This window comes from Candidatus Hydrogenedentota bacterium (assembly GCA_018005585.1).
In the GTDB taxonomy this organism is placed as follows: Bacteria; Hydrogenedentota; Hydrogenedentia; order Hydrogenedentales; family JAGMZX01; genus JAGMZX01.
Genome location: JAGMZX010000015.1, coordinates 35,150 through 61,129, shown reverse-complemented (window position 1 = coordinate 61,129; position 25,980 = coordinate 35,150). Strand labels below are relative to the sequence as shown.

Genomic DNA, 25,980 nt, shown 5'->3' with positions numbered 1-25,980 from the left:
GGTCATTTCCTTCAGCCCATGCCCGCTATTCCCGCCGCCGGGCACGAAAACAGGCAGGCATGAATCGTGCCATTTCGCGACCGGAACACGCTCCGCATCATGCCCGATTCCGCGAATCCGCGTTGTGACCGTGTTCAGAACGCGAATGACTTTGCTCTCGTGTTTCACTTGACAAGCGAGGCGCGGCTGGGACAGTCTTTAGGCGAACGAGGGTATGGGTTGAGGCATGGGACGATACATTCGGATCCTTGCGATTGACGGTGGCGGCATTCGCGGCCTGTTGTCCGGCAGTCTGCTGACGGGACTGGAACAGCGGCTGTGTGCGGCTTCGGGACGGCCGGATGCGCGGTTGCCCGATTTCTTCGATTTCTTCGCCGGCACGAGTACCGGCGGCATTCTGGCGTTGCTCCTGTTGACCCCCGATCCGGAGCACGCGGGCCGTGCGCGGTATTCGGCGGAAGAAGTGGTGCGCATCTATGAGGAGTGCGGCGCGACGGTATTTCGGAGCACGTTGTGGCGCAAATTGCGTTCCGGCGGCGGCTTCCTGCACAAGAAGTTCGATGCGACAGGGCTCGAGGCTGCTTTCGCGCATCACTTCGGCGACACGCGGCTGCAAGACCTGCTGCGCCCGTGCCTCATCACGGCTTACGATGTCGAGCGGGGCAAGGCGCACTTCTTTACGCAGCACGACGCGCGCAACCGGCCCGGCTATGATTACCTCGTCCGCGATGTTGCCCGGGCCACATCCGCCGCGCCGACATTCTTCCCGGTAGCGCGGATTCGCAATGACCGGGACGAGGGGCTCGCATGCATCGACGGCGGCGTATTCGCGAACAATCCGGCGCTGTGTGCGTTCGCGGAAGTCTGTGACAAGCATCCGCGCACCACGCCACGCGACATGGTCATTTTTTCCGTCAGCACGGGTCAGGCTCCAATGCGGCTCGCTTACGACACCGTCAAAGACTGGGGCATTGTCCGCTGGGCGGCGCCGCTGGCGGAGATCATGGTCTCTGGCGCATCGGACACCGTGGATTACCAATTGCGCAGGTTCTTCGATGCGGGCCGGTGTGAAGACCACTACCTGCGCATCAATCCGGTACTGCCGGAGGGGCAGTTGCCACGCCCCTACATCGACGACGCGTCGCCGGAAAACGTGGAAGCGCTGAAGAACATGGGCCGTGAAATCGCGAAGACCCATGCAACTCACATTGATGGACTGATCGAGAAGCTGCTCGAGCCTGAAGCACAGCCGCGCCGGCGTCTGGCGGTGTTCCCGCGGCGTTTTCCGTGGCCGTTCCGCGCCGCCAGCGGCGGTGGTTGAGCGTGTGCCCCGATCGCATGGCGTGACGCATGACAAAGAAAAATGAAAGACAGCGAAATCCCTGCCTGACCTGTGCTTGTTTCACACCCCGGGAGGCGGTGCGGCATTCTCCGTGGCGTTTGACCTCGCTACGCGCCGTTAACCGCGGATAACCGCGATCCTGATGCGTCTTGCGGCCTGCTTGCGGGATGCACGAATCTTATTGCCCGCGCGGCGGGTCTTTTACTTCAACCGACCTCAAGAAAGACTGAGAAGAGGTGCTCACGTGCTTTGCCGGACCTTGTTTAGTGCCTGCCTGGTCATAGGCTGCGTGGCGTCGCCGTCGCGCGCGGAAGACTGGCCGGTGTGGCGGTATGACGCCGGGCATACCGCATCGTCGCCTCAAGAGTTGCCCATCGAGCTGTTCCAGCAGTGGGCGCTCGAGTTGCCGTCCCTCGAACGGGCGTGGCCCGACGACGAGCGTCTGGAATTCGACATTGCGTACGAGCCGGTCGTCGTTGCCGGCACGCTCTATCTCAGCTCGCCGCACAATGACGCGATCATGGCGTTTGACGTGGAGTCCGGCGAGGAGCGCTGGCGTTTCTACACGGATGGCCCGGTCCGGTTCGCCCCGGCGGTTGCCGAGGGCTTGTTGTACGCCGGCTCAGACGATGGATTTCTGTATTGCCTGGACGCCGCCTCGGGTTCGCTCCAGTGGCGTTTCAACGCCGCCCTTTCCGGTCGCAAGGTGCTGGGCAATACGCGCATGATCTCGGTGTGGCCGGTCCGGGGCGCGCCAGTGGTGGCCGACGGCGTGGTTTATTTCGCGGCGGGCATCTGGCCTTTTGAGGGTGTCTGCGTCTATGCGCTTGTCGCGAAGACCGGCGCCGTGCGGTGGTTGAACGACAATTGCGACGTTAGCTTCATATCCCAGCCGCACCACAGCCCCGCGTTTGCGGGGCTGGCCCCGCAAGGCTACCTCGCCATCAGCGGCGACAAGCTGTTGGTCCCGAATGGGCGGGCGCCGGCGGCATGTCTTGACCGCGCTACGGGCCGATTGGTCTTCTATGAACTGGACTCGAATAACCGGTATGGCGATTATCGCGTCGCGGTGCGGAACGGTTTCTACGTCAATCCCGGCGCGTTGTATCAACTGGACTCGGGCCGGAATCTCGGCGGTTTTCCTCCGACGGTGGTAATGGGCGAGACAACAATCATCGGTGCCGACCGCGGGAAACTCAGGGCTTTCGACTACTCGGACATCAAGGTCGAAAGTCATACGGACCAGAAGAAACGAACCCGTTGGCAATGGGACGCGCCGGAACTATGGACGCATGAAAGCGCGGCCACGGACGTCATTCTGGCCGGCGAACGCGTGTACGCGTGCGCACCGGGCACTGTCTTTGCATTGGACGCGACCGCAGGGGAAAGCGTGCCGAAGCCGGTGTGGGAAGCGGCGGTCAAAGGGAACCCGGTCCGGGTCATCGCCGCGAACGAACGTCTTTTCGTGTCAACCCGCGAAGGACGTGTGTACTGTTTTGGCGGGGCCAAGCGACTTCCCACGATTATCTCCCCAGCCAAGGACCAGTCAAAGTCCATCGAAGACGCGCTCCTTTCGCAAGCTCGTGAAATCCTGCACGCGACAGGCGTTACGGACGGTTACGCGCTGCTTGTCGGCGGCGGCGGTGACCTGGCCGCAGCCCTCGCGACGGAATCGCAACTGCGCATAGTCGGCGTCGGTTGCCTGGGCGAGGCGGTGTCCACCGAGCGCCGCATGCTTGACGGAATGGGGCTCTACGGCGCGCGCGTAGCCCTGTTCGAGACAGACCCGGAGCACCGCGACCTGCCGCCGTATTTTGCCAGTCTCGCCGTAATCAGCGAAGCGGACGATGCATTCGCGGCCAGCAAAGACCAGGTTGCGGGTCTTTACGAATGCCTGCGGCCGTTCGGCGGCATCGCCTGCATTACCGCGGCCGATGCGGTGGCGGACGCACTTGTGAAGACGGTGGCGGATGCCGTGCTTCCCGGCGCGCAGGTGGAACGGAAGGACGGCTTGGTATTGCTGCGACGCGCCGGTCCCTTGCCGGGTTCCGCGGATTGGACGCACCAGTATGCCGACGCCTCCAATTCCGTCGTGTCGCGGGAGACGCGCGTTCGCGCGCCGCTGGGCTTGTTGTGGTTCGGCGGCACGTCTAACAGGGACATCTTGCCGCGCCATGGGCACGGTCCCTCGGAACATGTCGTAGGCGGTCGACTCTTTATCGAAGGGCCGGATGTAATCCGCGCGCTGGACGTCTATACCGGCCGTGAACTGTGGCGGGTGTCTCTGCCTGAGATTGGCAGAGCCTATGACAACACAAGCCACCAGCCGGGCGCCGGTGCGTTGGGCAGCAACTATGTGTCAGTCGCGGACGGCATCTACGTGGCATACGGCGCGAAATGCCTGCGGCTTGACCCTGCTACGGGGTCTGTCCTCTCGGCATTCAGCCTGCCGCCCCCTGAGGGCGGGGCGGACCCCCCGGATTTCGGGTACATCGGCGTGTGGGAAGACGTTCTCGTCGCCGGGTCGGGCCCCATGCGCTACGACGAGGAACTCAAGGGCCAGACTTGGAACGCCATCGCCAGCAAACGTATCGTAGCCTTGGACCGTCACACGGGTGCGCCGCTCTGGACGCGCGCCGCGGCTGCGGCGTTTCGTCATAATGCGATTGCCCTCGGTGGCGGCAAGGTCTTCTGCATCGACCGCGCCACGGACGAACTCCGGGAACGTCTGGCCCGTCGCGGTATTGAATTGCCCGAGACGGGCCGTGTGATGGCCTTGGACATTCGGACGGGCCAGGAGCGCTGGCTTGTCGGCCAAGGCGTTTTCGGGACGTGGCTCGGCTATTCGCAGGAACACGATTTGCTCTTGCAGGCCGGCCGGGCCTCGGGCGATATGCTCCAGGACGAGGCCCGGGCACGCATGGCTGTGCATAGAGGCGCCGACGGCAATATCGTTTGGGACCGCGAGGAAAGGTATGACGGCCCCTGCATGCTGCACGGCGACACCATCATCGCGCAGAAGCAGTTCTTCAGCCTGCTCACGGGGGAACCGGTCATGCGGCAGGACCCGCTCACGGGAGCGGTATTGGATATGAGCTGGCAGCGGCAGCACGGATGCAATACCGCCATCGCCTGTCAGAACCTGGTCACGTTCCGGTCGGCCGCGGCCGGATTCTTCGACCTCGAGAACGACGGCGGCACCGGCAATCTCGGCGGTTTCCGGTCCGGATGCACCTCGAACCTCATTGCCGCCAATGGCGTGCTCAATGCTCCCGACTACACCCGAACCTGCACGTGCAGCTACCAGAACCAGACCTCGCTCGCGCTCATTCACCGGCAGGACGTCGAGATGTGGACGTTCAATGCGTTCGAAGCCGGTTCCGGCCGCATCAAACGTCTCGGCCTGAACCTCGGCGCGCCGGGGGACCGGCGGGACGACCGCGGCACGCTATGGCTTGACTACCCCAGCGTGGGCGGGTCGTCGCCCGAAATCAAGGTCGTCACGGACCCGGTGGACCCGGTCTGCTATCGGTACCATTCGGCGCGCCTGGCTGGCGGTGGCCTCACATGGGTGGCGGCCTCGGGAATGAAGGGACTGCGTCAAATACGGATTGTCCTGGACGAGGAAGCCACGGAACCCTCGCCGTACACGGTCCGGTTGTTTTTCGCGGAACCCGGAGAAGCAGACCAGGGAGGGCGGGTATTTGATGTCTCGCTTCAGGGCCATGCTGTGTTGACGGATTTCGACGTTGTCGCCGAAGCGGGAGCACCGATGCGATTGGTCGTGAAGGCATTTCCCGATGTCCCGGTTCGCGATGCGCTCGTGATTACCCTTGTGCCGAAGAGCGGAGTGGACACCCTGTTGTGCGGCGTGGAAATGGTGGTGCAGGAATGAGAGTCTCTTGGAGAATTTGCGTTACGGCATGGTTCGCCGTGGCGAGTCCGCTCTTGAGCGTCTGCTGTATGCCCTCCGCCGAAGCGTGCAGCGTGCCGGTCTTCCGCTGGGCTCTTGAAAGGTGGCCAGCGGATGATTATGAGTTGATCGTCTTTCGCGATGCGCCGCTGCCGATGGCGGACGCCGCAACACTTCAAGGGCTGGCGCAACGTGCGCGGGATGAGGCCGCCAATCTTCGTGTACGCGACATCGACGTGACCCAGTCCATCGACGAAGCCTACGCAACGCTCTGGACGCAAGCACAAGGCGGCGCGCTTCCCGCGTGTTTCCTCCTGTATCCCCAGGGGGTACGCGCCCCCGCGCCGGCTTGGTCGGGGGTATGGAATGACCTGCCGGCGGCATCGCTGCTCGATTCCCCCGCCCGGCGCGAACTGGCCCGTCGCCTCCTTGACGGCCAATCCGGCGTCTGGCTGCTCCTGCTTTCCGGCGACCCTGCCCAGGATGAGGCCGCCGGGCGGCTTCTGTCCGACCAAATCGACCAGGCAAACAAGACGCTGGCATTGCCGGATATGGCCGGAGACGAAGTCCTGGAAGGACCGGACGCACCGGACATTTCAAACCTGCGCGTCGAGTTTTCCCTGCTCCCGGTGCGGCGGGATGACCCCGCGGAGCGCGCCCTGGTCTCGATGCTGCTGGGAACCGAGCCGGACCTTTCCGGTTATCAGGAAGTCATGGCATTCCCCGTCTACGGGCGAGGGCGGGTTCTGTACGTGCTAGTCGGCAGAGGCATCAATCCCATCACGGCTAGGAAGGCTCATACGTTTCTCGTCGGCCCGTGTGCTTGTGAAATCAAGGCGGAAAACCCCGGCACGGACCTTCTCCTGCCGGTAGACTGGGAAGCGGCCATCGGCGACAGTATGATAAGTGACGCGGTGGATTTGCCGCCGCTTCCGGGCACTGCGTTGCCGGAGCAGATCCTGTCGTGCGCAATACGGGAGCGAGAACCGGGAACTGACGGGAGAGACGCTGCGCCGCCATTGTTGCGCAACGCCGCCCTCGTGGTGGTGGCAGCCGCGCTTCTCGTGGCGGCGGCGACGTTGGTAAGCTTGGCGCGCCGGACTGACAATAAATGACCCGATACGCCCGGAAGAGAGGACACTACATTTCAGCTCATGAGTATTTGGCGATTGGTTGTCGAAGAGATTGCATACCGTAAGGCGGATTTTGCACTGGCCGTGACCGCGGTCCTTCTCGCCGTGGGCTGCCTGGTGGGCGTTTCCACGCTGTTGCGGGGTCACGGCGACCGGTTAGCCGAGTTGCAGGCACGGAAGTCGGATGAGACCGCCGCCATGATGGCCTTGGCCCAGGACGACTACCGCAAGATGATGAAGACCATGGGCTACAACGTCATCATCCTGAGCGCGGACGAGGACCTCAGCGAGTTCTGGACGAACGGATTTGCCGCCAAGTCCCTGCCGGAGAGTATCGTCGCCCGCTTGTGTGATTCCGATATTGCCGCCCTCCAGCATCTGCTCCCGCAGCTCTACGAGAAGACGCTCTGGAGGGCACAGAACGACTGTCCCATCATCCTCGTCGGCGTGCGCGGCGAGGTCCCCCATCGCCGCAGCAATCAGAAAGAGCCGATGTTAGAGCCCGTCGAAAAGGGCACCATGCGGCTTGGCCATGCCCTGGCCGAAAAACTGGGTCTGAAGACGGGCGACCCAGTCACGCTGATGGGCGCGCCGTTCACGGTTGCACAGGTGCACGAGGCGCGTGGCAACGCCGACGATGGAAGCGTGTGGATTCACATGTCGCAAGCGCAGGAGCTGCTCGACAAGCCCGGGCGGATTAACGCCATACTCGCGCTGAGCTGCCTTTGCGCCGAGGGCGACTTGGCCGGTATATCCCAACAGATCGCGGCCATCCTGCCCGAAACCCAAGTCGTTCATCGCGTGCCCGAGGCATTAATCCGGCTCGATGCGCGCTACCGGGTGGCGGCGTTGAGCCAGGAAACCATCGAAAAGGAGACCGCATATCACGTCCGCATCGCCGCGCAGCGCGAGGTCTTGGCCTCGTGGCTGATTCCTCTGACGATCGTCGTTGCCATGTTGTGGATCGGCATGCTGGCCTGGAATAACGTCCGCGAGCGACGGACGGAGCTCGGCGTGCTCCGCGCCTTGGGACTACGCGCTCGTCACATCGTCGCCATATTCCTGGCCAAGGCGATTCTCGTCGGCCTGACCGGTGCACTGGCCGGATATGCGGGGGGATTCCTCGCGGGCCTGGCGTGGAGCGTGGCGGACCAAATCCCGATGTCCGGTGCGGTCGTGCGTTCCTTGTTCCAGGTGCATCTGCTCGCCTTTGTTCTCGCGGGCGCGCCGTTGCAGGCATGCATCTCGACTTGGCTGCCTGCCATGATTGCCGCGCGCCAGGACCCGGCCGCGATCCTGCGTGAGGGTTGAGCCGCATGATCGAAATCACGAATCTGACCAAGACTTATGCCGGCCGGGGCAACCAGGTTGCCGCGCTGGACGATGTTTCCCTGCGCGTAAACGCGGGAGAATTCGTCGCTATCCAGGGCCCCAGCGGCAGCGGCAAGACCACGCTTCTGCTCGCAACGGGTGGTCTGCTCATGCCCACCTCCGGCGCGGTCACGGTCGACGGCCAAGCACTCTACGCGCTCTCGCCGGAGGAACGCGCGCGGTTTCGTGGTGCAACTATCGGTTTCGTCTTCCAGCAATTTCATCTGGTGCCGTATCTCAGCGTGGAGCGGAATATCCTGGTTCCCGCGATTGCCGCTCCGGCGGATAACGCGCGCGAGCGGGCCCGCGCGCTGATGGGGCATTTCCAGCTGGCCAGTCGCGCGCGTCATGTCCCCGCCGAGCTGAGCACCGGCGAGCGTCAGCGCGTCGCGCTGGCCCGCGCATTACTGAACGGCCCCAAGATTCTCCTGGCCGACGAACCCACGGGAAATCTGGACGGAGAAAACGCGGAAACTGTTCTGAGGTACTTGACCAAGTTTGCGGATGACGGGGGCGCGGTTCTACTCGTTACCCACGACGCGCGCGCCACGCGATACGCGCACCGAACCATCCACCTTTGGTCAGGTCGTGTCGTGCCCTCCGCGCCCGGCGGTTGAACCGCGCGTGTGACCAAGCGGGGCAAGACGTTTCGCGGTCTTCTTGTGGTCCTCTTGTTGCATATGCCTGAAACGGTCCCTATAATCATTTTCTTAATTCGGAGACGTCCGTCGTCATGGAATTCCAAGAACGCATTACGAAGGCCTTGTCCTTTGATGATGTCCTGTTGGTCCCGGCGCGTTCCGGCGTGCTGCCGCGCGATGTGGACGTCAGCACGCGGCTCACGCGGCGTCTGCGCATCAATATCCCCCTGCTGAGCGCGGCGATGGACACGGTGACCGAATCGCGGCTGGCGATTGCGATAGCGCAGGAAGGGGGCATCGGCGTCATTCACAAGAACCTTTCGCCGGAAGACCAGGCCGCGGAAGTGGACCGCGTGAAGCGGTCGCAGGCGGGAATCATTACGGACCCGTTCACGCTGGAGCAGGACCGGCCGCTGCAGGACGCGGAACGGCTGATGGCGCGGTACCATGTCTCGGGCGTGCCGATTACCGACAAGGACGGGGCGCTCGTGGGCATCCTGACAAACCGGGACATGCGGTTCCAGGAGGACTTCACGGTGTCCATCGCGTCGGTGATGACGCCGCGCGAGAAGCTGGTCACGGTGCGCCCGGGCACGACGATCGAGGACGCGAAGCGGCTCCTGCACGAGCACCGCATCGAGAAGCTGCCGATCGTGGACGAAGCGGGCAAGCTCCGCGGCCTGCTGACGATCAAGGACATCAACAAGGCGCGCGATTTTCCGGGCCGATGCGCGGATGACTTCGGCCGGCTGCGCGTGGGCGCCGCAGTCGGCGTAGGCGACGGCGAAATGCACCGCGCGGAATGCCTGGCGGATGCGCACGTGGATTTTCTGGTCGTCGATTCGGCGCACGGCCACGCGGAGATGGTGCTCGAGATGGTGGAGCGCGTGAAGACGCGGTTTCCCGACATGGAAGTGATTGGCGGGAACGTGGTGACGGCGCAGGGGGCTGCGGACTTGATTGCGGCGGGCGCCGATGCGGTGAAGGTGGGCGTCGGGCCCGGCTCGATCTGCACGACGCGTGTGGTCACGGGCGTCGGCAAGCCGCAGTTTTCGGCCGTGCTTGACGTGGCGCAAGAATGCCGGAAACACGACGTGCCCGTCATTGCGGACGGCGGTATCAAGTATTCGGGCGATATCGTGAAGGCGCTCGCGGCGGGCGCCGAATCGGTGATGATAGGAAGCCTGTTCGCCGGGACGGAAGAGAGTCCGGGCGAGACGATCCTCTACGAAGGCCGCACGTACAAGGCGGTGCGCGGGATGGGATCGATCAAGGCGATGCAGCGGGGCAGCAAGACGCGCTACCTGCAGTTCGACGAGGACCCGGCCAAGTTCGTGCCCGAGGGTATCGAGGCGCGCGTGCCCTATCGCGGCTTGCTCGCCGATTACGTGCGCGTGCTGGTCGGCGGAGTGCGGTCCGGCATGGGTTATTGCGGCTGTCGCGAAATCCGGTCGCTGCAGCGCGAGGCGCGGTTTGTGGAGGTAACCGCCGCGGGCCTGCACGAGAGCCACCCGCATGACGTGACTATCACCGAGGACGCGCCGAATTATCAGATACCGAGGTAATCATGGAGACCGTGAGCCGCCCCGTCGTCGTGCTGGATTTTGGCGCGCAGTACAGCAAGCTGATCGCGCGGCGCGTGCGTGAAGCCGGCGTCTTCAGCCTGATTGAGCCCTACAATATCCCCGTGTCCCGGCTGCGCGCGCTGCATCCCGCCGGAATCATTTTCAGCGGCGGCCCGGCCAGCGTGCATGCGCCGGCTTCGCCGATGCCCGACCCGGAGGTATTCGAACTGGGTGTGCCGATTCTGGGCATCTGTTACGGCGTGCAGTTGCTGGCGCAGATGCTTGGGGGCAAGGTCGAGCGCGCCAGCGAGCGTGAGTACGGCGTGGCTTGGCTCGAACACAACGGCGGCGGGCTGCTCAACGGCGTGGACGCGCGCACCCAGGTCTGGATGAGCCACGGCGACCGAGTCACGGTCTTGCCTCCGGGATTTGAGGTCATTGGCTGGACCGAGAATTCGCCCTACGCCGCGGTCGCGCACGCGCAGCGGCGCCTCTATGGCGTACAGTTTCACCCGGAAGTGGCGCACACGCCGCAGGGCAAGCGCATGCTCGGCAATTTTGTGCATGCAGTCTGCGGGTGCTCCGCGGACTGGAACATGGGTTCGTTCATCGACCACGCGGTGGCGGATATCCGGAAGCGCGTGGGCGGCAAGCGCGTGCTCTGCGCGCTGAGCGGCGGTGTTGATTCGAGTGTCACCGCCATGCTCATTCACCGGGCCGTGGGCGCGCAACTGAACTGCGTGTTTGTGAACAACGGTCTGTTGCGCAAGGGGGAAGCCGAACTTGTGCAGAGCGTCTTCCGGGGCCATTTCCACATCAATTTGGATTATGTGGACGCCGAAGACCGTTTTCTCGCGAAATTGAGCGGCGTCGCCGACCCCGAGCAGAAACGGAAGATCATCGGGAACGAATTTGTCGCCGTGTTCGAAGAAGAGGCGCGGCGGCTCGGGCACATGGACTTTCTGGCCCAAGGCACGTTGTATCCGGACGTCATCGAGTCCGTTTCGGCCACGGGCGGGCCGTCGGCCACGATCAAGAGTCATCACAACGTGGGCGGGCTGCCCGAGAAGATGCATCTGGAGTTGCTGGAGCCGCTGCGGGAACTGTTCAAGGATGAAGTGCGCGCGCTCGGCCGGGAACTGGGCCTGCCCGAGGAAATCGTGGGCCGGCATCCCTTCCCCGGGCCGGGCCTGGGTGTGCGCTGCATCGGCGCGGTCACGCGGGAGCGGCTGGACGCGCTGCGCGCGGCGGACGCGATTTTCATTGGTGAAATCAAGAAAGCGGGCCTGTACGGCGAGATTTGGCAGGCGCTGGTTTGTCTCCTGCCGGTGCGCAGCGTGGGCGTGCAGGGCGACGAACGCACCTACGAGGAGGTCTGTACCTTGCGCGCGGTGACCTCGGAGGACGCAATGACCGCCGACTGGTTCCGCTTCCCGCCGGAGTTGCTGCAGCGCGTCGCCAACCGCATCTGCAATGAGGTCAAGCACATCAACCGAGTCCTTTACGACATCACCTCGAAGCCGCCGGGCACTATCGAGTGGGAATAGACGCGGCGCGGGGTGCGCCGTCGTTGGAAGTCACAAAGAGCCGCATAGGGTGTTATACTGCCCGCACAGGATGTGAGCAAATCCGCGGCGGTCGGCGTGGCGGGATGAAAGGGTGTGCTATGAACAGGTCTGCGGCACGCTTGATTTGGGTTATGTCCTTGGTTTTGAGCGGGGGCCTGGCGGTGCTGCCCGCTTCTGCCCAGACGGTGGTCTACGTGGACGCCTATGCGCCGGGGGGCGAAACCGGCGATTCGTGGGTGAACGCGTACAGAGATTTGCAGGACGCCCTCGCAGATTCGAGCGATGAAATCTGGGTGGCCCAAGGCATCTACCGGCCGGCGCCCCCTGGAGGCGACCGCACGGCTTCCTTCGCGCTGCAGTCTGGCAGGCGGCTGTACGGTGGCTTCGCCGGCGGAGAGACCACCCGCGAGGAACGCGATCCTGCCACGCGCCTCTCGATGTTGAACGGCGACCTTAACAACGACGACGGCGACCTGGTGCTGGGTCCCTGGGCGGACATGGGCGACAACAGCTATCACGTCGTGACGGCGGTCGATGTCGATGAGACGGCGGTGCTGGACGGGTTCACGGTCATGCGGGGCTGGTCGTGGGAATCGAGCGGCTACAACAGCGCGGGAGCCGGCATGTATGTCAACGGGGCCCATCCGACTATTGTTAATTGTGTCTTCCGGGAGAATCTCGCGCATTCAGGCGGGGGGCTGGTCTCGATAGATGGTGCGCCCAGCCTGATCAACTGCACCTTCCGCGATAACCTGGCGGAAGACGGACGCGGCGGCGCAGTCTATCTCCAGAGCAGCACAGTCGTGACCGTTTCGTTGTCGGGCTGCTATCTCCGGAACAACACCGCCACGACCGCGGCAGGCCCGGGCGATGCGGGCGCTATCTGGGCCGATTTCAATTGCGCGCTCGACGTGTCCCGCTGCCTGTTCGAAGGCAACACCGCGCGCTGGCGCTTCACCTCGGGCAGCCTCGCGGCGAACGGCGGCGCCATCGTCAATCTTGGCGTTGGCAGCCGCATCGCCAATTGCATATTCCTCGGCAACAGTGCGCACATCGGGGGTGCGTTGTGGAACGCGCGCGACATGGAAGTCTCCAATTGCGTCTTTGCCCGAAACACGGCCTTCCGCGACAGCGGCGAGACGGTCGACGTTGGCGGTTTCGGCGGCGCGATTGCGTGCTACGGGGGGACAACCAAGCTGGTCGGCTGTACCATTTTCGGCAACGACGCCTACACCGGGGGCGGCATCATCCAGGTCTCGTCTGGCATTCCGCACGTGCTCTCGTCCATCCTGTGGGGCAACACCGCATCGGAAATGGAGGCCACGCCGCTCGAACATCAGATCGACGGCAACGCAGTCTTCCGATACAGCTGCGTGCAGGACCTGTTCACGCCGGAACCAGGCGAAGACCCGCCGGACCCGGACAACTTCCCGGGCTGCACCGGCGCGGACCCGCTCTTTGTCGATCCCGACGGGCCGGACGATACCCCTGGCACCGCGGACGACGACTGGAGTCTCAGCGCGGGCTCGCCGGGTATCGACGCGGGCGAAAACAGCGTGTTTCCCGGTTACATCGTTGTCGACCTCGGCGGCAACCTCCGCTTTGCCGATGACCCCGCAACGCCGGACACAGGTTTGGGCACGCCCCCGATTGTCGATATGGGCGCCTACGAGTTCGGCGGCATTCCAGGGGAAGGCGAGGGCGAAGGGGAAGGCGAAGGGGAAGGGGAAGGCGAAGGGGAAGGCGAAGGGGAAGGCGAAGGGGAAGGCGAAGGGGAAGGGGAAGGCGAAGGGGAAGGCGAAGGCGAGCCGCCTGCACAGCACAGTGCGGATCAAAACGGTGACGGACAGATTGAACTTACGGAGCTTCTGCGCGTGATTCAGTTCTATAACTCCGGCGGGTTGCACTGCGCGGACAATCCCGGTGACACCGAAGACGGCTACGTGCCCGGTGCGGGCGCAAATCACGGTTGCGCGCCCCATTCGTCGGATTACGCGGAAGGCCCGAGCTGGACCATCACGCTAACCGAACTGTTGCGCCTGATCCAGTTCTACAATTCCGGCGGCTATTACTATTGTCCCGGCACAGGCACCGAAGACGGTTTCTGCCCGGGCATGGAATAAGCACACGCCACGGAGCACACCGGGAACCTGGGGAAGAAGAGGATGCCCGTGCGGGAGGGACGTCTTATCCGTGCTGTTCCATCATGGGTAAGACGGCTCTTCCAGAAGCCACGACTTCCGTGCAGCCTGTCGCCGTGCGAGACGGAGAAGAGACTTGCACGGAAGCAGGGGACTCACAGAGGCGGGGGTTGCCGGACCCGGCGCGCGGGAGGTTGCGAACGTCACGCGGGACGGAGAGCCCGTATTTTGTTGCTGCTCCGGTCATGTTTCCCCTCATGACTCCTCGTCCTGCGCGGGTTCGCACGCCTGCGCGCGCCGGGCCGCAAAGTAGATATCTTCAAGTCCCACGACGGCGACGCCCTTGACAGCGGCGCGGGCGGCGGCGGCGTCCAGGAGTGTGATGGCCTTGCCGGGCAAAGCCCCGGGCAGCGGTTCGGCGGCCGCCGTGGCGGCGTGCGCGAGATGGCTATCGATGGTCACGCCGTGGTGCGCGGCGATGGCCGGCGCATGCGCGGCGGCCATGGCCACAGCCGTCTCATAGGGCGGCTCGTCCAGCGTGATGACGTGTACGCGCCGCCGGAGAGGCGCATCGAGGAAGAAGCGCTGATAGCGCGGCAGAATGAGGCCGGCCAGCGCAATGCCCCGGTCGAGCGCGTTCGCGAGGAGCAGCGGCCCGTAGCGCATGTCGCACACGGCGAGTTCCGCGTGTTCCAGAGCGAGTATTCTTTGCGGATGCTCCTGCATGTCCTGAAAGAGGGCGCTGAGCAGGTTTTCCCGCTCGCTTTCGTATGCGGCGCCCGAGAACAGCCGTTCGAGGTTCAGCACGAACAATTCCGTTTCGGGCGCACGCGCCGCCAGCACGGCGGCTACGCCGTGCAACAGGGCTGTCTTGCCAGTGCCGGATTCGCCCACGACCAGCGCGAGGCGCGCCTCGCCCCATCGCCGCATGCAGGACGCCACTTCGATCACGACCTCGTCGCGTCCAAGGCAGGGCCGGCCGTTCCCAGCCCGGCCCTGCTGCGTGAGGTTGTCGGAAATACCCGCCACGAGGCCCGCCTTCGCGGCATCGCGCGCGGCGGCAGGCGGCGCGGGCGCGTCGAGCACGGGGTCCTGACCCTCCGCCCCGAGCAGGTTCAGGATCCGCTTGATCGCGTTGTCGCGGGAGCGTGGCGCGTCGGGTTCAAGAAACAGCGCTTTCCAGCCGGCGGAATGCCATCCGCTCGCAAACAGCCGCGCGATCTCAGCGTTCTCGCCCGTATACTCGATGTCCACGTCGACGAGCACGAGCGTGGCCGCCCGGTCAGGCACGTGTTTCAGGAGCACGTTGGTCGAGGCCTTTGAGAAATGGCCTTCGTGCGCGGGCACATGCCGCAGCAGGGTGTCGTCCTGCTCCGTATGGTCGACGGAGACCTGTAGTTGCTTCAAGCATCTTGCGAGACGGCGGGTGAGCGATTGCATGGGAAACTCCTTCTCAGGCCACGTCTTCATGCGCATGCGTCAGGTTGCGCGCGCGCCAGACGTAACGGCCCTGGTCGATGTCGACGCGCACCACTTCGCATCCGGACGAGTCGAGGCCCACTATCCGCAGCACGGTGGCGGTGCGCCCGACATACTGCTCCATGTCCGAATTCCAATTCTCGCTGCCGCCTACCGGTTCGTGACGGCCAAGGACGACGCGGTCCCCGATGTGGAACCGGCCCAGCGTCTCGTCGGGGGCGGGCTGGCGCTCCTCGCGCCGCCGGAAGCTCTCAGGGACGGGCGGTATGCCGAGTTGGGCGGCCATGAAGCCCAGCCGGTCGTCGTTGGTCTTCCACGTTTCGCTGGTGCAGAGCGGGTCCGACAGGTCCAGCCATTTTTGCGTGCTGCCGTTATACACACCGGTCCAATCGGCGCTGGAATTGCCGACCGTGACCAGTTCCTTAATCCATTTGCCGCGCAGTGCGGCGCGCGTGGTCTCGGGCGGCTCCGTTGCCGCGGCTTCAATGTGGCTGATTTCGGGCATGCGGTGGTCGAGAATTCCGTCGCGGTCCATCGAAGAGAAGAGGCCGTCTTCGCCAAGCTGGCCGAAACGGGTATCCACCTCGAAGAACTTCAAGCGCAGGTTCAGGAACTGCCCCAGCCCATCCCAGTCCAGCCCTTGACGGTGCAGGGAGGGGGTCAGGCGCCTGATACGGGCCGCTGCCTGACTGTCCGTGGCGAGCAACCGTTGCACGCCGGCGCTCGTGGGCTGGTCGGGCGGTATGTGCTGGAGCGCGCCCCCGAGCTGTTGCGCGATCTTTGACCAGGCCCGGAGTGTGTCCCAAGTCCATCCCTCCATTTTCAAGAGGCTGGCATAAATGGCGTATTTCATCGCCCAGTCGACCTTTGCGGCGATGGCCTCCGGGCCTCCTTGTTCGATCTGGTCGAGGATGTTCCGCCACATTTCGCAGATATGCCCCGCCCACGACGGCATGAACGGCTCACCGACGGCCATCTCGGCCTGCTCCAGGTAATGGCGCTGGACGTCGAGCGCGCGTACCAGACGCCCGTTCTCGGTTTCCACGAGAGCTGTGCAAGACGGGTCTGCGGCGAAGGTGCGCATGGCCTCGAGCGGTGCGCGCAGGCGGATCCCCTCGGCGGGCCGCCGGCCGGCCGAGGTCATGGCGAGGACAAGGGCGGTAGTCCCGTGGCGCAGTACGGCGGCTTCCTGCGAGTGCAGGCTCTCGCCGCAGTACAGGTGCAGGCGGTGTCCGGACCGGGCGAGCGGCTCATCTTTCGTGTGGTAGATGCCCCGGGAATTGGTGGAATGGAACGAGATGACGTGGCAGAGATGGGGCACGCGCGGGGAGAGGAAGAATTCGGCGCCCACGGAGAGGTTGTTGAATCCGCCTCCGCCCGTGAAGATGACGCGGGACGCGAGGTGGGACACGAGTTCCTTGGGCAGGTCGTCGGGATTGAAAGAGTGCATGTAGGACTCGTGACAGCCCCATGTCGCCTGAGAAACGCTCGGGTCGTACCCGATGTTGTTGCGGTACACGTTAGCCGCTTGAATCGTGGGGTTCTCGCGGACCAGGTTTTCGGCCAACCGCAGCATGATGCAGTCCGCGCCGAGCTGGAAGCGCACCACGTCCCAAGGGGTGGTCACCTCCGGTCCAGCAATTTCAGGGTGGCCGCCGCAGTCAATGTAGAAGCGGCTGGCGTTCTCGAGAAACAGGCCGCCTACGCCGGCGCCGGGCAGATGACGCAGGACGCGTTCCGCCGTATGGAAGAGCATGCCCATCGCGTCGCTCTGTTCAACGCGCATGCCGCCATGATAAAAGGCCGAGAACATGTACTCGGTTTCCACGCCCATTACAGATTCTGCCATGGTGCTGCTCCTCCTTTTTGCAGCGGCGCCCGTCCCGGTTCAAGGTGCCGGGTTGGCGCGGACCTCCGTGCGCGCATCCCGCCGCCCTGCGCGCCGCCGCCTCATTCCACGCGCAGCGGGACGCTCGGCCGCTCCAACGGGCGCGCCGGACCGTTCCTCGGACCTCGTTTCAGGAAGCACGCGGGTGTTGTCGGTTTCTTCACAGGTTGGGACCGGGGCGTCACGAAACCGGAATATATCCGGGCTTGCATCCAGACAAGCTTCGAGATGGCCGATATCCCCGTATACGGACGGGGCCGAGGCCGTGTAGTATCCCCATCGAAGGAGGCGGTTTCGTTCCTCTTCCAGCAATTCATAGAGCGCCCTGTCCGCGGGCGGGACAATCTGCCGGGGGGCCCGGCGCGCGCCCGAATGCGCAGTGGCGCTATCGCCGCGGTCATTCATCGTGCTGGTCTCCAATGGCGCTGCGAGCGAGGCGAATCCCGCGGTTTAACACGGCCAGGAACTCATCCACGGTGTGTACGCGCGCGAAGCCCGCGGGTTCGGCGCTCGGGCTGACGTCTCGCCGCGTGGCATCCGCGCCGCCCGGCGCCTGAGGCGCACCGGACGGCGCCGGGTTTTCCTGCGGCTCATCGGGCCGGCGCGGCGCGGTATTGTCCGTCTCGTCCAGCAAGCGGCGCAACAACGCGCGTTGCCGGCGCTCTCGCCAGCGGAGACCGCAGCCGAGCAGGATTTCAAGGTCGGATCTTGGCGGCTGTCCGGACATATTCACTGGGCTCCGCGCTGCAGGTTCGCAGCCAGGAAGGCCTGGTGATTCCCGGAAAGGCTGCGGTTGGCCAGTTCCGCACCGCGCGCCGCAATGCGGTCGGCGCGCCGCGCGATGGATTCCAGCCTGCCGCCGCCGCCTTCAGCGTCGCCGCCATCGCCGCCATCGCCGCCAGGGCGGTTTCGTTGTCTTTCAATGAACTGCATCATCTTGACTTTGTTCTCCTTCGTCCGTGTTCCGCGAGGAAACTCGCGGGGTTGGTTCCCGTGCCGCTGCGGCCGGTTCAGTCGGGATGACCACAATCGGCCACGACGGCTCCTCATCCTCCCGATCCGTTTGATAAGTCGATGCGGAAGGGTAAGTCCTTGCAGCAGTCTGTGGGGGTGCGGCGAGCGCCTCGAGAATCGTTTGGGCGTCGCCGGTCGCGAATAACGGCTCCATCTGCGCCCGTGTAAACTGGAGCGGATTGGGAAGGTGAATGGTCTGCCGGGAAATGCCCGATTTTCCCACGCGCCCCCACGCCACCATGCGGTCCCAGTCGCACGAGTCGATATCGTCGGCATCCAGCGTCCGCAGCAGCATCGCGCGCGTCCACGCGCGCGTATCCTCGGGCGGCTCGGTCGTGAACCGCGCGATCGCTTCCTCGCTCACCACGCGGTCGAGGAAGGAACCGTCCTGCTCGTAGGCGAAATACAGGCCCTCGTCTTCGTCGAGGCTCGCATACACCTGATCGAGGTACCGCAGTTCGGGCGAATCCCAATCCAGTTCGCGGTTGCGGTCCAGCGCCGCCTGCAGGATCTCGCGTTTCAGCACCCAGTCGAGCCGCCCCGAGAGCACGTCCCAGTCGCGGCGTTCCAGCCGCTCCAGGGTGTCTTGCCAGAGCTCAAAGATCTCGCGCGACCGCGCCACGGTTTCCTCACACTCGCCCGAGACGACAAACGGTTCCGCCTCTTCCAGGAACAAGCGCTGGAGCTCGAGCGCCGAGACGAGCCGGCCATCAGCCAGCCGGGCCCGGGCGCGCAAAGATGGGTCATGACTGTACACGAGGCCGGCTTCGACCGGGTCGTCCAGCATCAGACGGCCTTTGGCCTTGCCGGCTTCCAGCAGCGAGAGGACGATTTGCAGCACGCCGATCTTGAGCAGGCAGGCCACGTGCGCCAGGTTGCTGTCGTAGAAGATGCAATGCAGACGCCTGTAACGCGGCGCCTGGGGTCCCTCGCTCCGGTAGGTCCACGAGCCGCACAGGGCCTCGTCACGGGAGTTCACCAGCGGCCGCTGGACCGTGGTGGCGATGCCTGTCAGTGTCTCCATGAAGTCCATTCTCTGACTGAGCTGGTAGGGTACGGGCGGCGCGCCGTTCTCGCTGCCGGCCTTGCCCTGCCCGGTGAAAACGATGCTGGATACCTGATAGGCGGCGAGATAGAGCATGGGATACAGCTTCCGGTGGAAGATGCCCTCCCAGGCGTCCTCGGTGAGCAGCACGTTGGTGTGGCTTCCGAAGGAGTTGCCCCGGCCGTCGCTGTTGTTCGCGAGCACGACAATGCGCTGGCCCTCGGGCAGCTTGGCGTTGGCGGCGTGCATCGCATGGCGCGCGATGCGCAACATGGCGTGCCACGCGGCAACCCAATCGTGCGCACTGCGCACTTCGGGCAGGCAGATTTCTAGGTGTCCCAGGTCAATATAACAGCAACCCCCGTTCTCCAGCAGGAAGCGGCGGCCCCAGTCCTGCGGGTCGAACGCCGGCACGCTCGCGCTCGAATAGTAGCCGCCGCCGGGGTCGCCTCCGTAATCGCCATAGTCGCCATACCCGTAACCGGAGTAGTTGTAGCCGGTCCGGTAGCCGCTCGAACTGACGGTTGCCGGCTCCCCGGTGCGCGACTGGCGCGCGGCGCGGCACGCGGGGCACTGACAGGCATTACGTCCGGCGGTCCTGGGCAGGCCCTTGATTTCGCGCAGCAGCGCATGGGCCGCCTCGGGCCCGGACCCTTGAGGCCGATGAAGCCCCTGAATAAAGTTGCCGAGCTCAATGTCGCCGCCGGCCAGCTTGACCACCCGCTGCACTTGCCTGGCTGCGCGATCCCCGGGGACCTTCTTTTCTCTCATACGGGTATTCCTCTCCGTTTTGGTCATGCGACGTTCAGGTACTGCCGGGGTCGCACCACGCGCGGCACGACCGGCTCGACGCTTACGATCTGGACGTCCTGCGGCAGGTCGGGCACGTACGACCGGATGTTGTGCGCGGTGACCGTCGTGCGCAGTTGATCCAGTGCTTCGGCCACGGCGTTCTCGATGTCCTCGGCGGTAATCCCGGTCGCATCGGTCTCCATTTCGCGGCGGCATGCGCTGTGGCGCGCGGAGCGGCAAATCTGCGCGAAGACGCGGCCGCTCGAGAGCTCGCGCGCATGAATGGTGCGGGTGCGGCCGTCGGCAAAACGCGCCTTGCAGATGGCGTTGTCTCCGTTCGGACTGTACATCCTTGAGACAGCGAGGTCGATCACGTCTTCGCGCGCCGCGGTCTGCCCCTGCCCATTCGCGGCGTAGGGGCAGGATTCGGGCATGTGCACGCCGAATATGGCGCGGCCGGCTTCCATGTCCGGCGGCGGCATGAAGATCTGACCGCCGGTCGACATCCGCTGCAGCATCGCGGAATCGAGCATGTCCTTGCGGTTGGTCGCGAAGATGAAGAAGCCCGGCAACGGCCCGTCGAATCCGTCGAACCCTTTCAGCCAGCAGTCCGTGACATCGTCGCGCCATTTGTTGAAGCTGTCGCCCCGGATGCGTCCCATGCTCTCGCAGTCGTCGAAGAACACGACCCAGTCTTTCTCGCGCCGCAACATGTCAATGAGGCGACGGATGTTCTGCTCGGTCTCGCCGACATACTTGCTCAGATAGTCGCTGGGCTGAATGTGCGCGAACTTGAACGGGCGCCCAAGCGTGCGGGTGCACTCACTGGCCACGAAACGCGCAGTGGTCGTCTTGCCGCAGCCCGGGGGGCCCCAAAACAGCAGCGAATCGCCCGTTTCCACGCCGTACTTGGCTGCAACCGAGGGCTTCTCGTAGCGGCCCAGTATCAGGAAGCGGATCCTGTCGAGAATGGCGTTCATTCCGCCGATCTGATGCCGCTCGACCGCCGGCGCCTCCTTCAGGAAGAGGCTCTGGTGTTCCTTGCGCTCGAGCCGCTCGTAGGCCAGCCAGTTCTTGCTGTCCCAGCGCAGGGAATCGCCCGGTTCCAGCGCCTCATCGAGCAGCGAGCCGGCGCGCCGCAGGACAACTTCCTCGTCGCGATAGCGCGCGACAAGGCGCGCGTCATCGATGGCGCGCGCGAAGAACGCGAGCTCGCCGACCGGGGGCAAACCCAGCGGGGAGACATCCAGCACCACGTTCATTTCATGGCCGAGAAAGACTTCCTTACCGACGTCCCGCGGAGTCAGATCGACGTGCTGGGCAACCGCCACGACCCGCCGGGACGAACCGCATCCGACGACGGCACGGACGCCCTCGCAGGTGTCCACGTGCCCCAGAAAGACGGCGGGGTGCCACGGCGGCGCGAGGGCTTCGCGCTTCAGTTCGTCGAGGCTCCCCGTCAACTCTCCGAGCGTGGCATGCAGCTCCGTCACGGTCCCGCCCAAGTTGTGGAGCCGGTCCAGCATGTAACGGTCGAGCATTTCCGCCTTGCGCGGCGCCAGCGCACGGAACTGATTCATCAGCATGAGTTTCTCGTCCATGCCGGGCGCCCCTTCGCCGACGTTCCCGATCATTCCGAGAATTGCGTTATCTGAAGTGGCCATACGTGTTATTCCTCCTGAGGCGCGGGCATAGCCGCCGCGCCATGCGAATTCGCAAGCGTGTGATAACCCCGCTGCACAATCTGCGTGCGGCGCCAGCCGTAAAGGTCGTACCGCAGGCCCCTTTGCCCGTCCGTTGCCACGAGTGCGATGCTGTAGCAGTGGGGGAACAGGGTTTGGTGCACCTGACGGTCGGCCGCGCTGAAAAAGCATTCGAGAGAGCAGACGCGCCGCTTCTCCGGCGGGCAGTCCTTACACCACTCCTTAGCAGGATGACTATGATACCAGCCGAGTAATATTTCGGTGTCGCCGCGGAGCCGGATGGCGTCCCGCGCCGCGGACCAGGTTTCGCCCGTGAACGTGAGCGACGCGCTGTCCGCCTCCGTGTGCAGGGCGGGCAACTGCGCCGTTACTTCCGCGAACAATTCGCTGGCGGCTTCGTCGCGGCAGAGGCGGCCAAGAAGCATGCCGCCGGTCTCGCACGGGCCCGCGGCGCGCACCAGGGCGCCGATCCGGTCGAGCACCGCGGTCGGGAAGAATACGGGAATGTCATCCGCCGCATCCGGCCCGGACACGGTAGCCCGAGTCAAGTACGCGGCGAGGCTGCCGGCGTGGACCGCCAGCGGCGCGCCGGCTTCCCGGAGCAGGATGCGGCGGTTTCCCGCCGCATCCTCTCCGTTCTTTTGTCGCGCGGACACCCGGTAGTGAAACGTATCGCCCTCCTGAAGAAGACCCTTCTTTACAAGCTGGCCTGAAGCGGCCTCGGCCAGCGGCCGGAAATACGTGATGGGCAGTATTTCCGCCGCTCCCGCTACCGCCTTGTCCCCCTCCGCGACGTTCTCGAGCAGCACCTGCATGCCGCTGACGTGCGGTTGGCCGATCTTCTCGTCCCACACGGGCTGCACCACGCCGTCGCCGTGGAAAGTCTCCGGCGTGAGCCGGCCCCGGCGCAGCGCATCGAACCGGGCCCACTCATACGCGGCCCCCCAGTCCGGTTCTATCGCCGCCGTCCCGAGGCCGGCGCCGTCGTCCGTGTACAGCTCCAAGGTGAACCTGTACTCGCTTGTGACCATGACCCGTCCTCTTCTCGTCCGAGGGCCCTTCCAGGCCGGCGTCAGCCGGCCTGGATGTCCCTTTGGATGGTGACTTCGTCACCTTCATGTAGAGCATCCCCAACTAGCTCACTAGCATGAAGATGCCGGCCCTCGCGTTCCAGACGTCCTGTCCACACGACGTCTTCGCCGGCGTCGGGATTTGCGGGCAGGTTCAGGCCGAGCTGGTCGAGGATCCCGCGCAGGGATTCCCCCCAGGACGCCTGCCGCGGGATTTGACCAATGAAGCTCCGCTGTCTGGTCATGTCACTGATGCGGACACTCACGGTATCAGTTGCCACGATGTCCACCTCCTTTCAGGCCAAGTTGGCCGGTTGCGACCGTATGCTCAACGAGGAACACCCTCGATGTAGCAGATAGGCGGCTGCAGCGCGCGCGTCGGCCAGCGCGCGCAGGGGGCCGCCGCAAAGCTGAGCCGCCACGCTGAGCGCCTCAAGCACGTGGCCAAGCAGAAACGGTTCCGGCGCGGTGTCCCAGCGGTACTCGAACGCGGGCAACCCGTCTGCGGTGGTTACTGGGCGCACGAGACGGATGAGCCCCGACGCCTGCATCAACAAACGCCCCATCGCGGTCTGGCTGGCCTGTTCGGCGGTTTTCGGGCCGCCGAATGTCAGGCGCGCGCGCAGGTGCGGCGGCTTCGTCAGGAGCACGCGCCCAGCGCCGTGGCCGTATCCGACGTCTATCGCCACGTCGCCGGTGCCGCGCGGCGCGCAGGCCCAGCCGGCCTCCGCGCACAGCGCCGCCCAATCCGGCGCCGGCGCCGGGTCCGCCTCCGGCGGGTCTGTTGGCGTCAGGTCCGGCGGCTCGTGCCACGCCTGGCGCACGCCCTCGAGCGCCCGGCTTATCAATCCCTGGAGGTCGAGACCGCGCCCCAGCGGCAGTTCCGCCAGCAGCATGGGTTGCCCGCTGCCGTTCATGCCGTAGCGGACGCCCCCGCGCAGCGCGGCGTTGCGCGCCAGGAGGGCCCATGCGCCATCCGGGTTTGCTTCGAGGGCCTTCCGGATGGGTTCCGGGCACGCTGCCTGCATCAGGAACCATTCCTCGCGCAGGCGCGCCGTACCGCCCACCACCACGCCGTTGCTGGTGGAAAACACCCACTGGTCCCGCTCGGCCGGTTCGAGCGCCGCACCGGCCATTTGCAGCGCCTTGCACACGGGATCGGCCCAGGCATAGGAGGATGTGGAGAGATAGGTACTCATCATCTATGACGCCTCCTTCTCTTCGAGTTGCACGGGAATGTGCCGGCGCTTGAGCGGCCGGCTGTCGATAGGAAACCGCTCAGGCGTGCACCGGCCCCAGTCCGCGGCCTGCCGATTCAGCGGGTCCTTCCAATTCACGTTTTGACATGTCCAAACCTCATAGGCTTGGTATGCGATATCGATCAGCCGCGTGCCCTCGTTCAGATGGCCCAGGCAGACAAACGGGGCCATGACGTGCGGATTCCAGGCATGGGCCGGATGCAACCACGTGACGACTTCGAACGGCATGCACCGGGTCAGGTAATCGTCCGGGAACCAGATGCCTACGTCGCAAAACGGCGCCGTCGCGATTTCACCCGTGGCGGGATCGCGCACGAGGCCCGGCGCGTGAAAACGCAAGATGTATTTGTTGGGGGGGGCGCCGGACATCATGACGACCTGGAGGATGTCGCTCTGTTCGGCCAGGTTCTTGATCTCAAGGGCATTGTGTTCGAGGAACGCGCGAATTTGATATTCACTCACGGGTCCGTTCTCCTGTGTTCGGCAAGAAGTCGCCACACGTCAATTGCAGATGCACCGCTTCGGAATCGGGCGCCTCAAGGGTAAAGACGTCGCCCGGACGCAAGCCGAGCTGCGCCAGCGTACTGCGCTTCTCCGCGGCGCTGAGCGCCGCAAGGGGCAGCGCGGTTTCACGGTCAAAGCCGGCGGCGACGCGGCGTTTGCCGCAGCCCGGGCACGTCGTTTCGCGCGCGCTGAGCCGGCTCACCAACTGCAACGGGGCATCCGCGCGTCCGCAACCGTTGGTACACGTCATGCCGCGCGTGAACCGCTGTGGCTCCATCGTCAGGGCCGTCTGCGCGGAAACCGGGCCACCGATGGCCGCACAGGCGAATACATCCTCCAACGTAAGGGCCGCGGGGTCCGCATCGAGCGGCCGGATGTCCCAGTGCTGGTGGTCGAAGCGGCACTCCGGATTGCGCGTGAAGCGCGTAACCGTGCAGTCATGGCGGCGCGCATCGACCAAAACCTGGCGGTTGGCGGCGGACTCCTCCAAGCGGTCCCCTAACAGTTTGCCCACCTCGATCGCCTGAAGGGCCGCCGCCAGACTGCCGAGTGCGGAAGGCGAATTCGTGGCCGCTATTGCGGCCGTTCCATCACAATGATATTCAACTAGTAAAGACCTGTAATGTGCGTCATACCACGCACACTCGGCGCATGGCGCGCCGTCGCCGGGCACGTAAACGTTTACCCGGGCCAGCAAATCCGGGCCGTCCACGGCTACGTCCACGAGCGGGATGCCCAGGCGCCACGCCATCCGGTTCAAGTTGAGGCGCGCGCCCCGCGAATCCACGCAGGAGACGAGTATCCCGCCGCGCATCAGGCCCCAGGGCAAATCCTCGAAGCGCCCGACAAACGCCGTCACTTGGCGCTTTGCGAATTTCGCGAGCCAACGGGCCTGCGTTATGGCCTTCGGCTGCCCGACGTCCTCCGGCAGCATCCGCTGCGATACGAGGTTCTTTTGCTCGTATGCGTCGAAGTCCGCGATATACACATGCCCGGTTCCCGGCAGGCCGGGAATCAAGGAAACGAAAGCCGAGCCGGTGTTGCCGCAACCGGCCACGCCGAGCGGCGCATTCGGGCCGATGTTCAAATGCTCAGCCACGGTAAAGTTCCTCCGGGGTCCACGCGTAATTGCCGTCCAGCGCGGGTAGCGGCTGCCGGCACGACTTGCAGTTGGGCGCGGTCTCGTAGCACGGCAACGGGCGTTCGGTGTCCTCGGGCATCTGGTGATACCAGAGACCGCAGTGCGGGCAGCGTGCCGCCGGGTCGCCCGGCCGGATCTCGGTCAGGCAGCACGGACACTCGATGAGACGCCCGAGGTCGGGCATGGTCTCGAGCCGCGCCGCGCGCTCCGTCGAGTAAAAGACGCGCTCGCCTCCCGGCAGCCGGATTTCGTCGCGGTCTCCCAGCAGGTGGATGCCCAGCAATAAGGCATCGCCATTAACGCGCACCGCATGCGTGTCGGCGAGCAGCGCCCAGACATCGTGTCCGCCGTGCTGGCATTGCACGAGCGTGATTGACCCGGGTTGCGCGCCCGCGGCGTCCACGGCCTCGA

At 64.8% G+C, this 25,980-nt stretch carries 20 protein-coding genes; 8 read left to right on the top strand and 12 right to left on the bottom strand.

The window, feature by feature from the left end:
- Nucleotides 1–226 precede the first annotated feature (226 nt).
- The 8 genes from KA184_04480 to KA184_04445 all read left to right on the top strand — a co-directional run bounded on the left by KA184_04480 (nt 227) and on the right by KA184_04445 (nt 13,656).
- The gene (locus KA184_04480; protein MBP8128815.1) at nt 227–1,321 is read left to right on the top strand and encodes a patatin-like phospholipase family protein; all 1,095 of its coding nucleotides are present in this window, start codon (nt 227–229) and stop codon (nt 1,319–1,321) included.
- Between the two features lie 265 nt (nt 1,322–1,586).
- Nucleotides 1,587–5,237 (top strand): PQQ-binding-like beta-propeller repeat protein, encoded by a 3,651-nt coding sequence (locus KA184_04475; protein MBP8128814.1) that lies wholly within the window; start codon nt 1,587–1,589, stop codon nt 5,235–5,237.
- Nucleotides 5,238–5,290: 53 nt separating this feature from the next.
- Nucleotides 5,291–6,370: a hypothetical protein gene (locus tag KA184_04470; GenBank protein MBP8128813.1), complete on the top strand. Its 1,080-nt coding sequence runs from the start codon at nt 5,291–5,293 to the stop codon at nt 6,368–6,370.
- 39 nt (nt 6,371–6,409) lie between these two features.
- Nucleotides 6,410–7,699, top strand: a complete 1,290-nt coding sequence (locus KA184_04465) for an FtsX-like permease family protein (GenBank protein MBP8128812.1) — start codon at nt 6,410–6,412, stop codon at nt 7,697–7,699.
- A gap of 5 nt (nt 7,700–7,704) precedes the next feature.
- On the top strand, nt 7,705–8,376 hold the full coding sequence (locus KA184_04460) for an ABC transporter ATP-binding protein (GenBank protein ID MBP8128811.1): 672 nt from the start codon (nt 7,705–7,707) through the stop codon (nt 8,374–8,376).
- A 116-nt stretch (nt 8,377–8,492) separates the two neighbouring features.
- Nucleotides 8,493–9,965, top strand: a complete 1,473-nt coding sequence (gene guaB / locus KA184_04455) for an IMP dehydrogenase (protein ID MBP8128810.1) — start codon at nt 8,493–8,495, stop codon at nt 9,963–9,965.
- Nucleotides 9,966–9,967: 2 nt separating this feature from the next.
- Nucleotides 9,968–11,512, top strand: a complete 1,545-nt coding sequence (gene guaA / locus KA184_04450; protein ID MBP8128809.1) for a glutamine-hydrolyzing GMP synthase — start codon at nt 9,968–9,970, stop codon at nt 11,510–11,512.
- Nucleotides 11,513–11,664: 152 nt separating this feature from the next.
- Nucleotides 11,665–13,656, top strand: a complete 1,992-nt coding sequence (locus KA184_04445) for a right-handed parallel beta-helix repeat-containing protein (GenBank protein MBP8128808.1) — start codon at nt 11,665–11,667, stop codon at nt 13,654–13,656.
- A gap of 273 nt (nt 13,657–13,929) precedes the next feature.
- On the opposite strand, the gene KA184_04440 is transcribed toward KA184_04445, so the two are convergent.
- The 12 genes from KA184_04440 to KA184_04385 all read right to left on the bottom strand — a co-directional run.
- Complete coding sequence (locus tag KA184_04440; GenBank protein MBP8128807.1) at nt 13,930–15,114, bottom strand: AAA family ATPase; 1,185 nt, start codon at nt 15,112–15,114, stop codon at nt 13,930–13,932.
- Between the two features lie 13 nt (nt 15,115–15,127).
- The gene (locus tag KA184_04435; GenBank protein ID MBP8128806.1) at nt 15,128–17,002 is read right to left on the bottom strand and encodes a proteasome accessory factor PafA2 family protein; all 1,875 of its coding nucleotides are present in this window, start codon (nt 17,000–17,002) and stop codon (nt 15,128–15,130) included.
- Nucleotides 17,003–17,438: 436 nt separating this feature from the next.
- Nucleotides 17,439–17,768: a hypothetical protein gene (locus KA184_04430; protein MBP8128805.1), complete on the bottom strand. Its 330-nt coding sequence runs from the start codon at nt 17,766–17,768 to the stop codon at nt 17,439–17,441.
- A 2-nt stretch (nt 17,769–17,770) separates the two neighbouring features.
- Nucleotides 17,771–17,977 carry a hypothetical protein gene (locus tag KA184_04425; GenBank protein ID MBP8128804.1) on the bottom strand — a complete coding sequence of 69 codons (207 nt, stop codon included), beginning with the start codon at nt 17,975–17,977 and terminating at the stop codon, nt 17,771–17,773.
- Nucleotides 17,961–19,871 carry a proteasome accessory factor PafA2 family protein gene (locus KA184_04420; GenBank protein MBP8128803.1) on the bottom strand — a complete coding sequence of 637 codons (1,911 nt, stop codon included), beginning with the start codon at nt 19,869–19,871 and terminating at the stop codon, nt 17,961–17,963. The genes KA184_04425 and KA184_04420 overlap by 17 nt, the downstream gene beginning before the upstream one ends.
- A gap of 23 nt (nt 19,872–19,894) precedes the next feature.
- Nucleotides 19,895–21,556: an AAA family ATPase gene (locus KA184_04415; protein ID MBP8128802.1), complete on the bottom strand. Its 1,662-nt coding sequence runs from the start codon at nt 21,554–21,556 to the stop codon at nt 19,895–19,897.
- A 5-nt stretch (nt 21,557–21,561) separates the two neighbouring features.
- Nucleotides 21,562–22,626: a Mov34/MPN/PAD-1 family protein gene (locus KA184_04410; protein MBP8128801.1), complete on the bottom strand. Its 1,065-nt coding sequence runs from the start codon at nt 22,624–22,626 to the stop codon at nt 21,562–21,564.
- Between the two features lie 41 nt (nt 22,627–22,667).
- Nucleotides 22,668–22,946, bottom strand: coding sequence for a hypothetical protein (locus KA184_04405; GenBank protein MBP8128800.1), 279 nt, complete (start codon nt 22,944–22,946; stop codon nt 22,668–22,670).
- Nucleotides 22,947–22,961: 15 nt separating this feature from the next.
- On the bottom strand, nt 22,962–23,867 hold the full coding sequence (locus tag KA184_04400; GenBank protein MBP8128799.1) for a hypothetical protein: 906 nt from the start codon (nt 23,865–23,867) through the stop codon (nt 22,962–22,964).
- The gene (locus tag KA184_04395; GenBank protein ID MBP8128798.1) at nt 23,868–24,386 is read right to left on the bottom strand and encodes a hypothetical protein; all 519 of its coding nucleotides are present in this window, start codon (nt 24,384–24,386) and stop codon (nt 23,868–23,870) included.
- Nucleotides 24,379–25,527 (bottom strand): ThiF family adenylyltransferase, encoded by a 1,149-nt coding sequence (locus KA184_04390; protein ID MBP8128797.1) that lies wholly within the window; start codon nt 25,525–25,527, stop codon nt 24,379–24,381. Before KA184_04390 ends, KA184_04395 begins: the two co-directional genes overlap by 8 nt.
- On the bottom strand, nt 25,520–25,980 hold a 461-nt coding region (locus KA184_04385; GenBank protein MBP8128796.1), incomplete at its 5' end, for a hypothetical protein. The genes KA184_04385 and KA184_04390, both read right to left, overlap by 8 nt.

What these genes read in the sequence shown, in the direction of transcription:
- KA184_04435 (MBP8128806.1), bottom strand. Translation starts at nt 17,002, where the DNA reads ATGGCAGAATCTGTAATGGGCGTGGAAACCGAGTACATGTTCTCGGCC.
- KA184_04425 (MBP8128804.1), bottom strand. Translation starts at nt 17,977, where the DNA reads ATGATGCAGTTCATTGAAAGACAACGAAACCGCCCTGGCGGCGATGGC.
- KA184_04460 (MBP8128811.1), top strand. Translation starts at nt 7,705, where the DNA reads ATGATCGAAATCACGAATCTGACCAAGACTTATGCCGGCCGGGGCAAC.
- KA184_04440 (MBP8128807.1), bottom strand. Translation starts at nt 15,114, where the DNA reads ATGCAATCGCTCACCCGCCGTCTCGCAAGATGCTTGAAGCAACTACAG.
- KA184_04430 (MBP8128805.1), bottom strand. Translation starts at nt 17,768, where the DNA reads ATGTCCGGACAGCCGCCAAGATCCGACCTTGAAATCCTGCTCGGCTGC.
- guaB (MBP8128810.1), top strand. Translation starts at nt 8,493, where the DNA reads ATGGAATTCCAAGAACGCATTACGAAGGCCTTGTCCTTTGATGATGTC.
- KA184_04480 (MBP8128815.1), top strand. Translation starts at nt 227, where the DNA reads ATGGGACGATACATTCGGATCCTTGCGATTGACGGTGGCGGCATTCGC.
- KA184_04415 (MBP8128802.1), bottom strand. Translation starts at nt 21,556, where the DNA reads ATGGCCACTTCAGATAACGCAATTCTCGGAATGATCGGGAACGTCGGC.
- KA184_04420 (MBP8128803.1), bottom strand. Translation starts at nt 19,871, where the DNA reads ATGAGAGAAAAGAAGGTCCCCGGGGATCGCGCAGCCAGGCAAGTGCAG.
- KA184_04465 (MBP8128812.1), top strand. Translation starts at nt 6,410, where the DNA reads ATGAGTATTTGGCGATTGGTTGTCGAAGAGATTGCATACCGTAAGGCG.
- KA184_04410 (MBP8128801.1), bottom strand. Translation starts at nt 22,626, where the DNA reads ATGGTCACAAGCGAGTACAGGTTCACCTTGGAGCTGTACACGGACGAC.
- KA184_04445 (MBP8128808.1), top strand. Translation starts at nt 11,665, where the DNA reads ATGTCCTTGGTTTTGAGCGGGGGCCTGGCGGTGCTGCCCGCTTCTGCC.
- guaA (MBP8128809.1), top strand. Translation starts at nt 9,968, where the DNA reads ATGGAGACCGTGAGCCGCCCCGTCGTCGTGCTGGATTTTGGCGCGCAG.
- KA184_04400 (MBP8128799.1), bottom strand. Translation starts at nt 23,867, where the DNA reads ATGATGAGTACCTATCTCTCCACATCCTCCTATGCCTGGGCCGATCCC.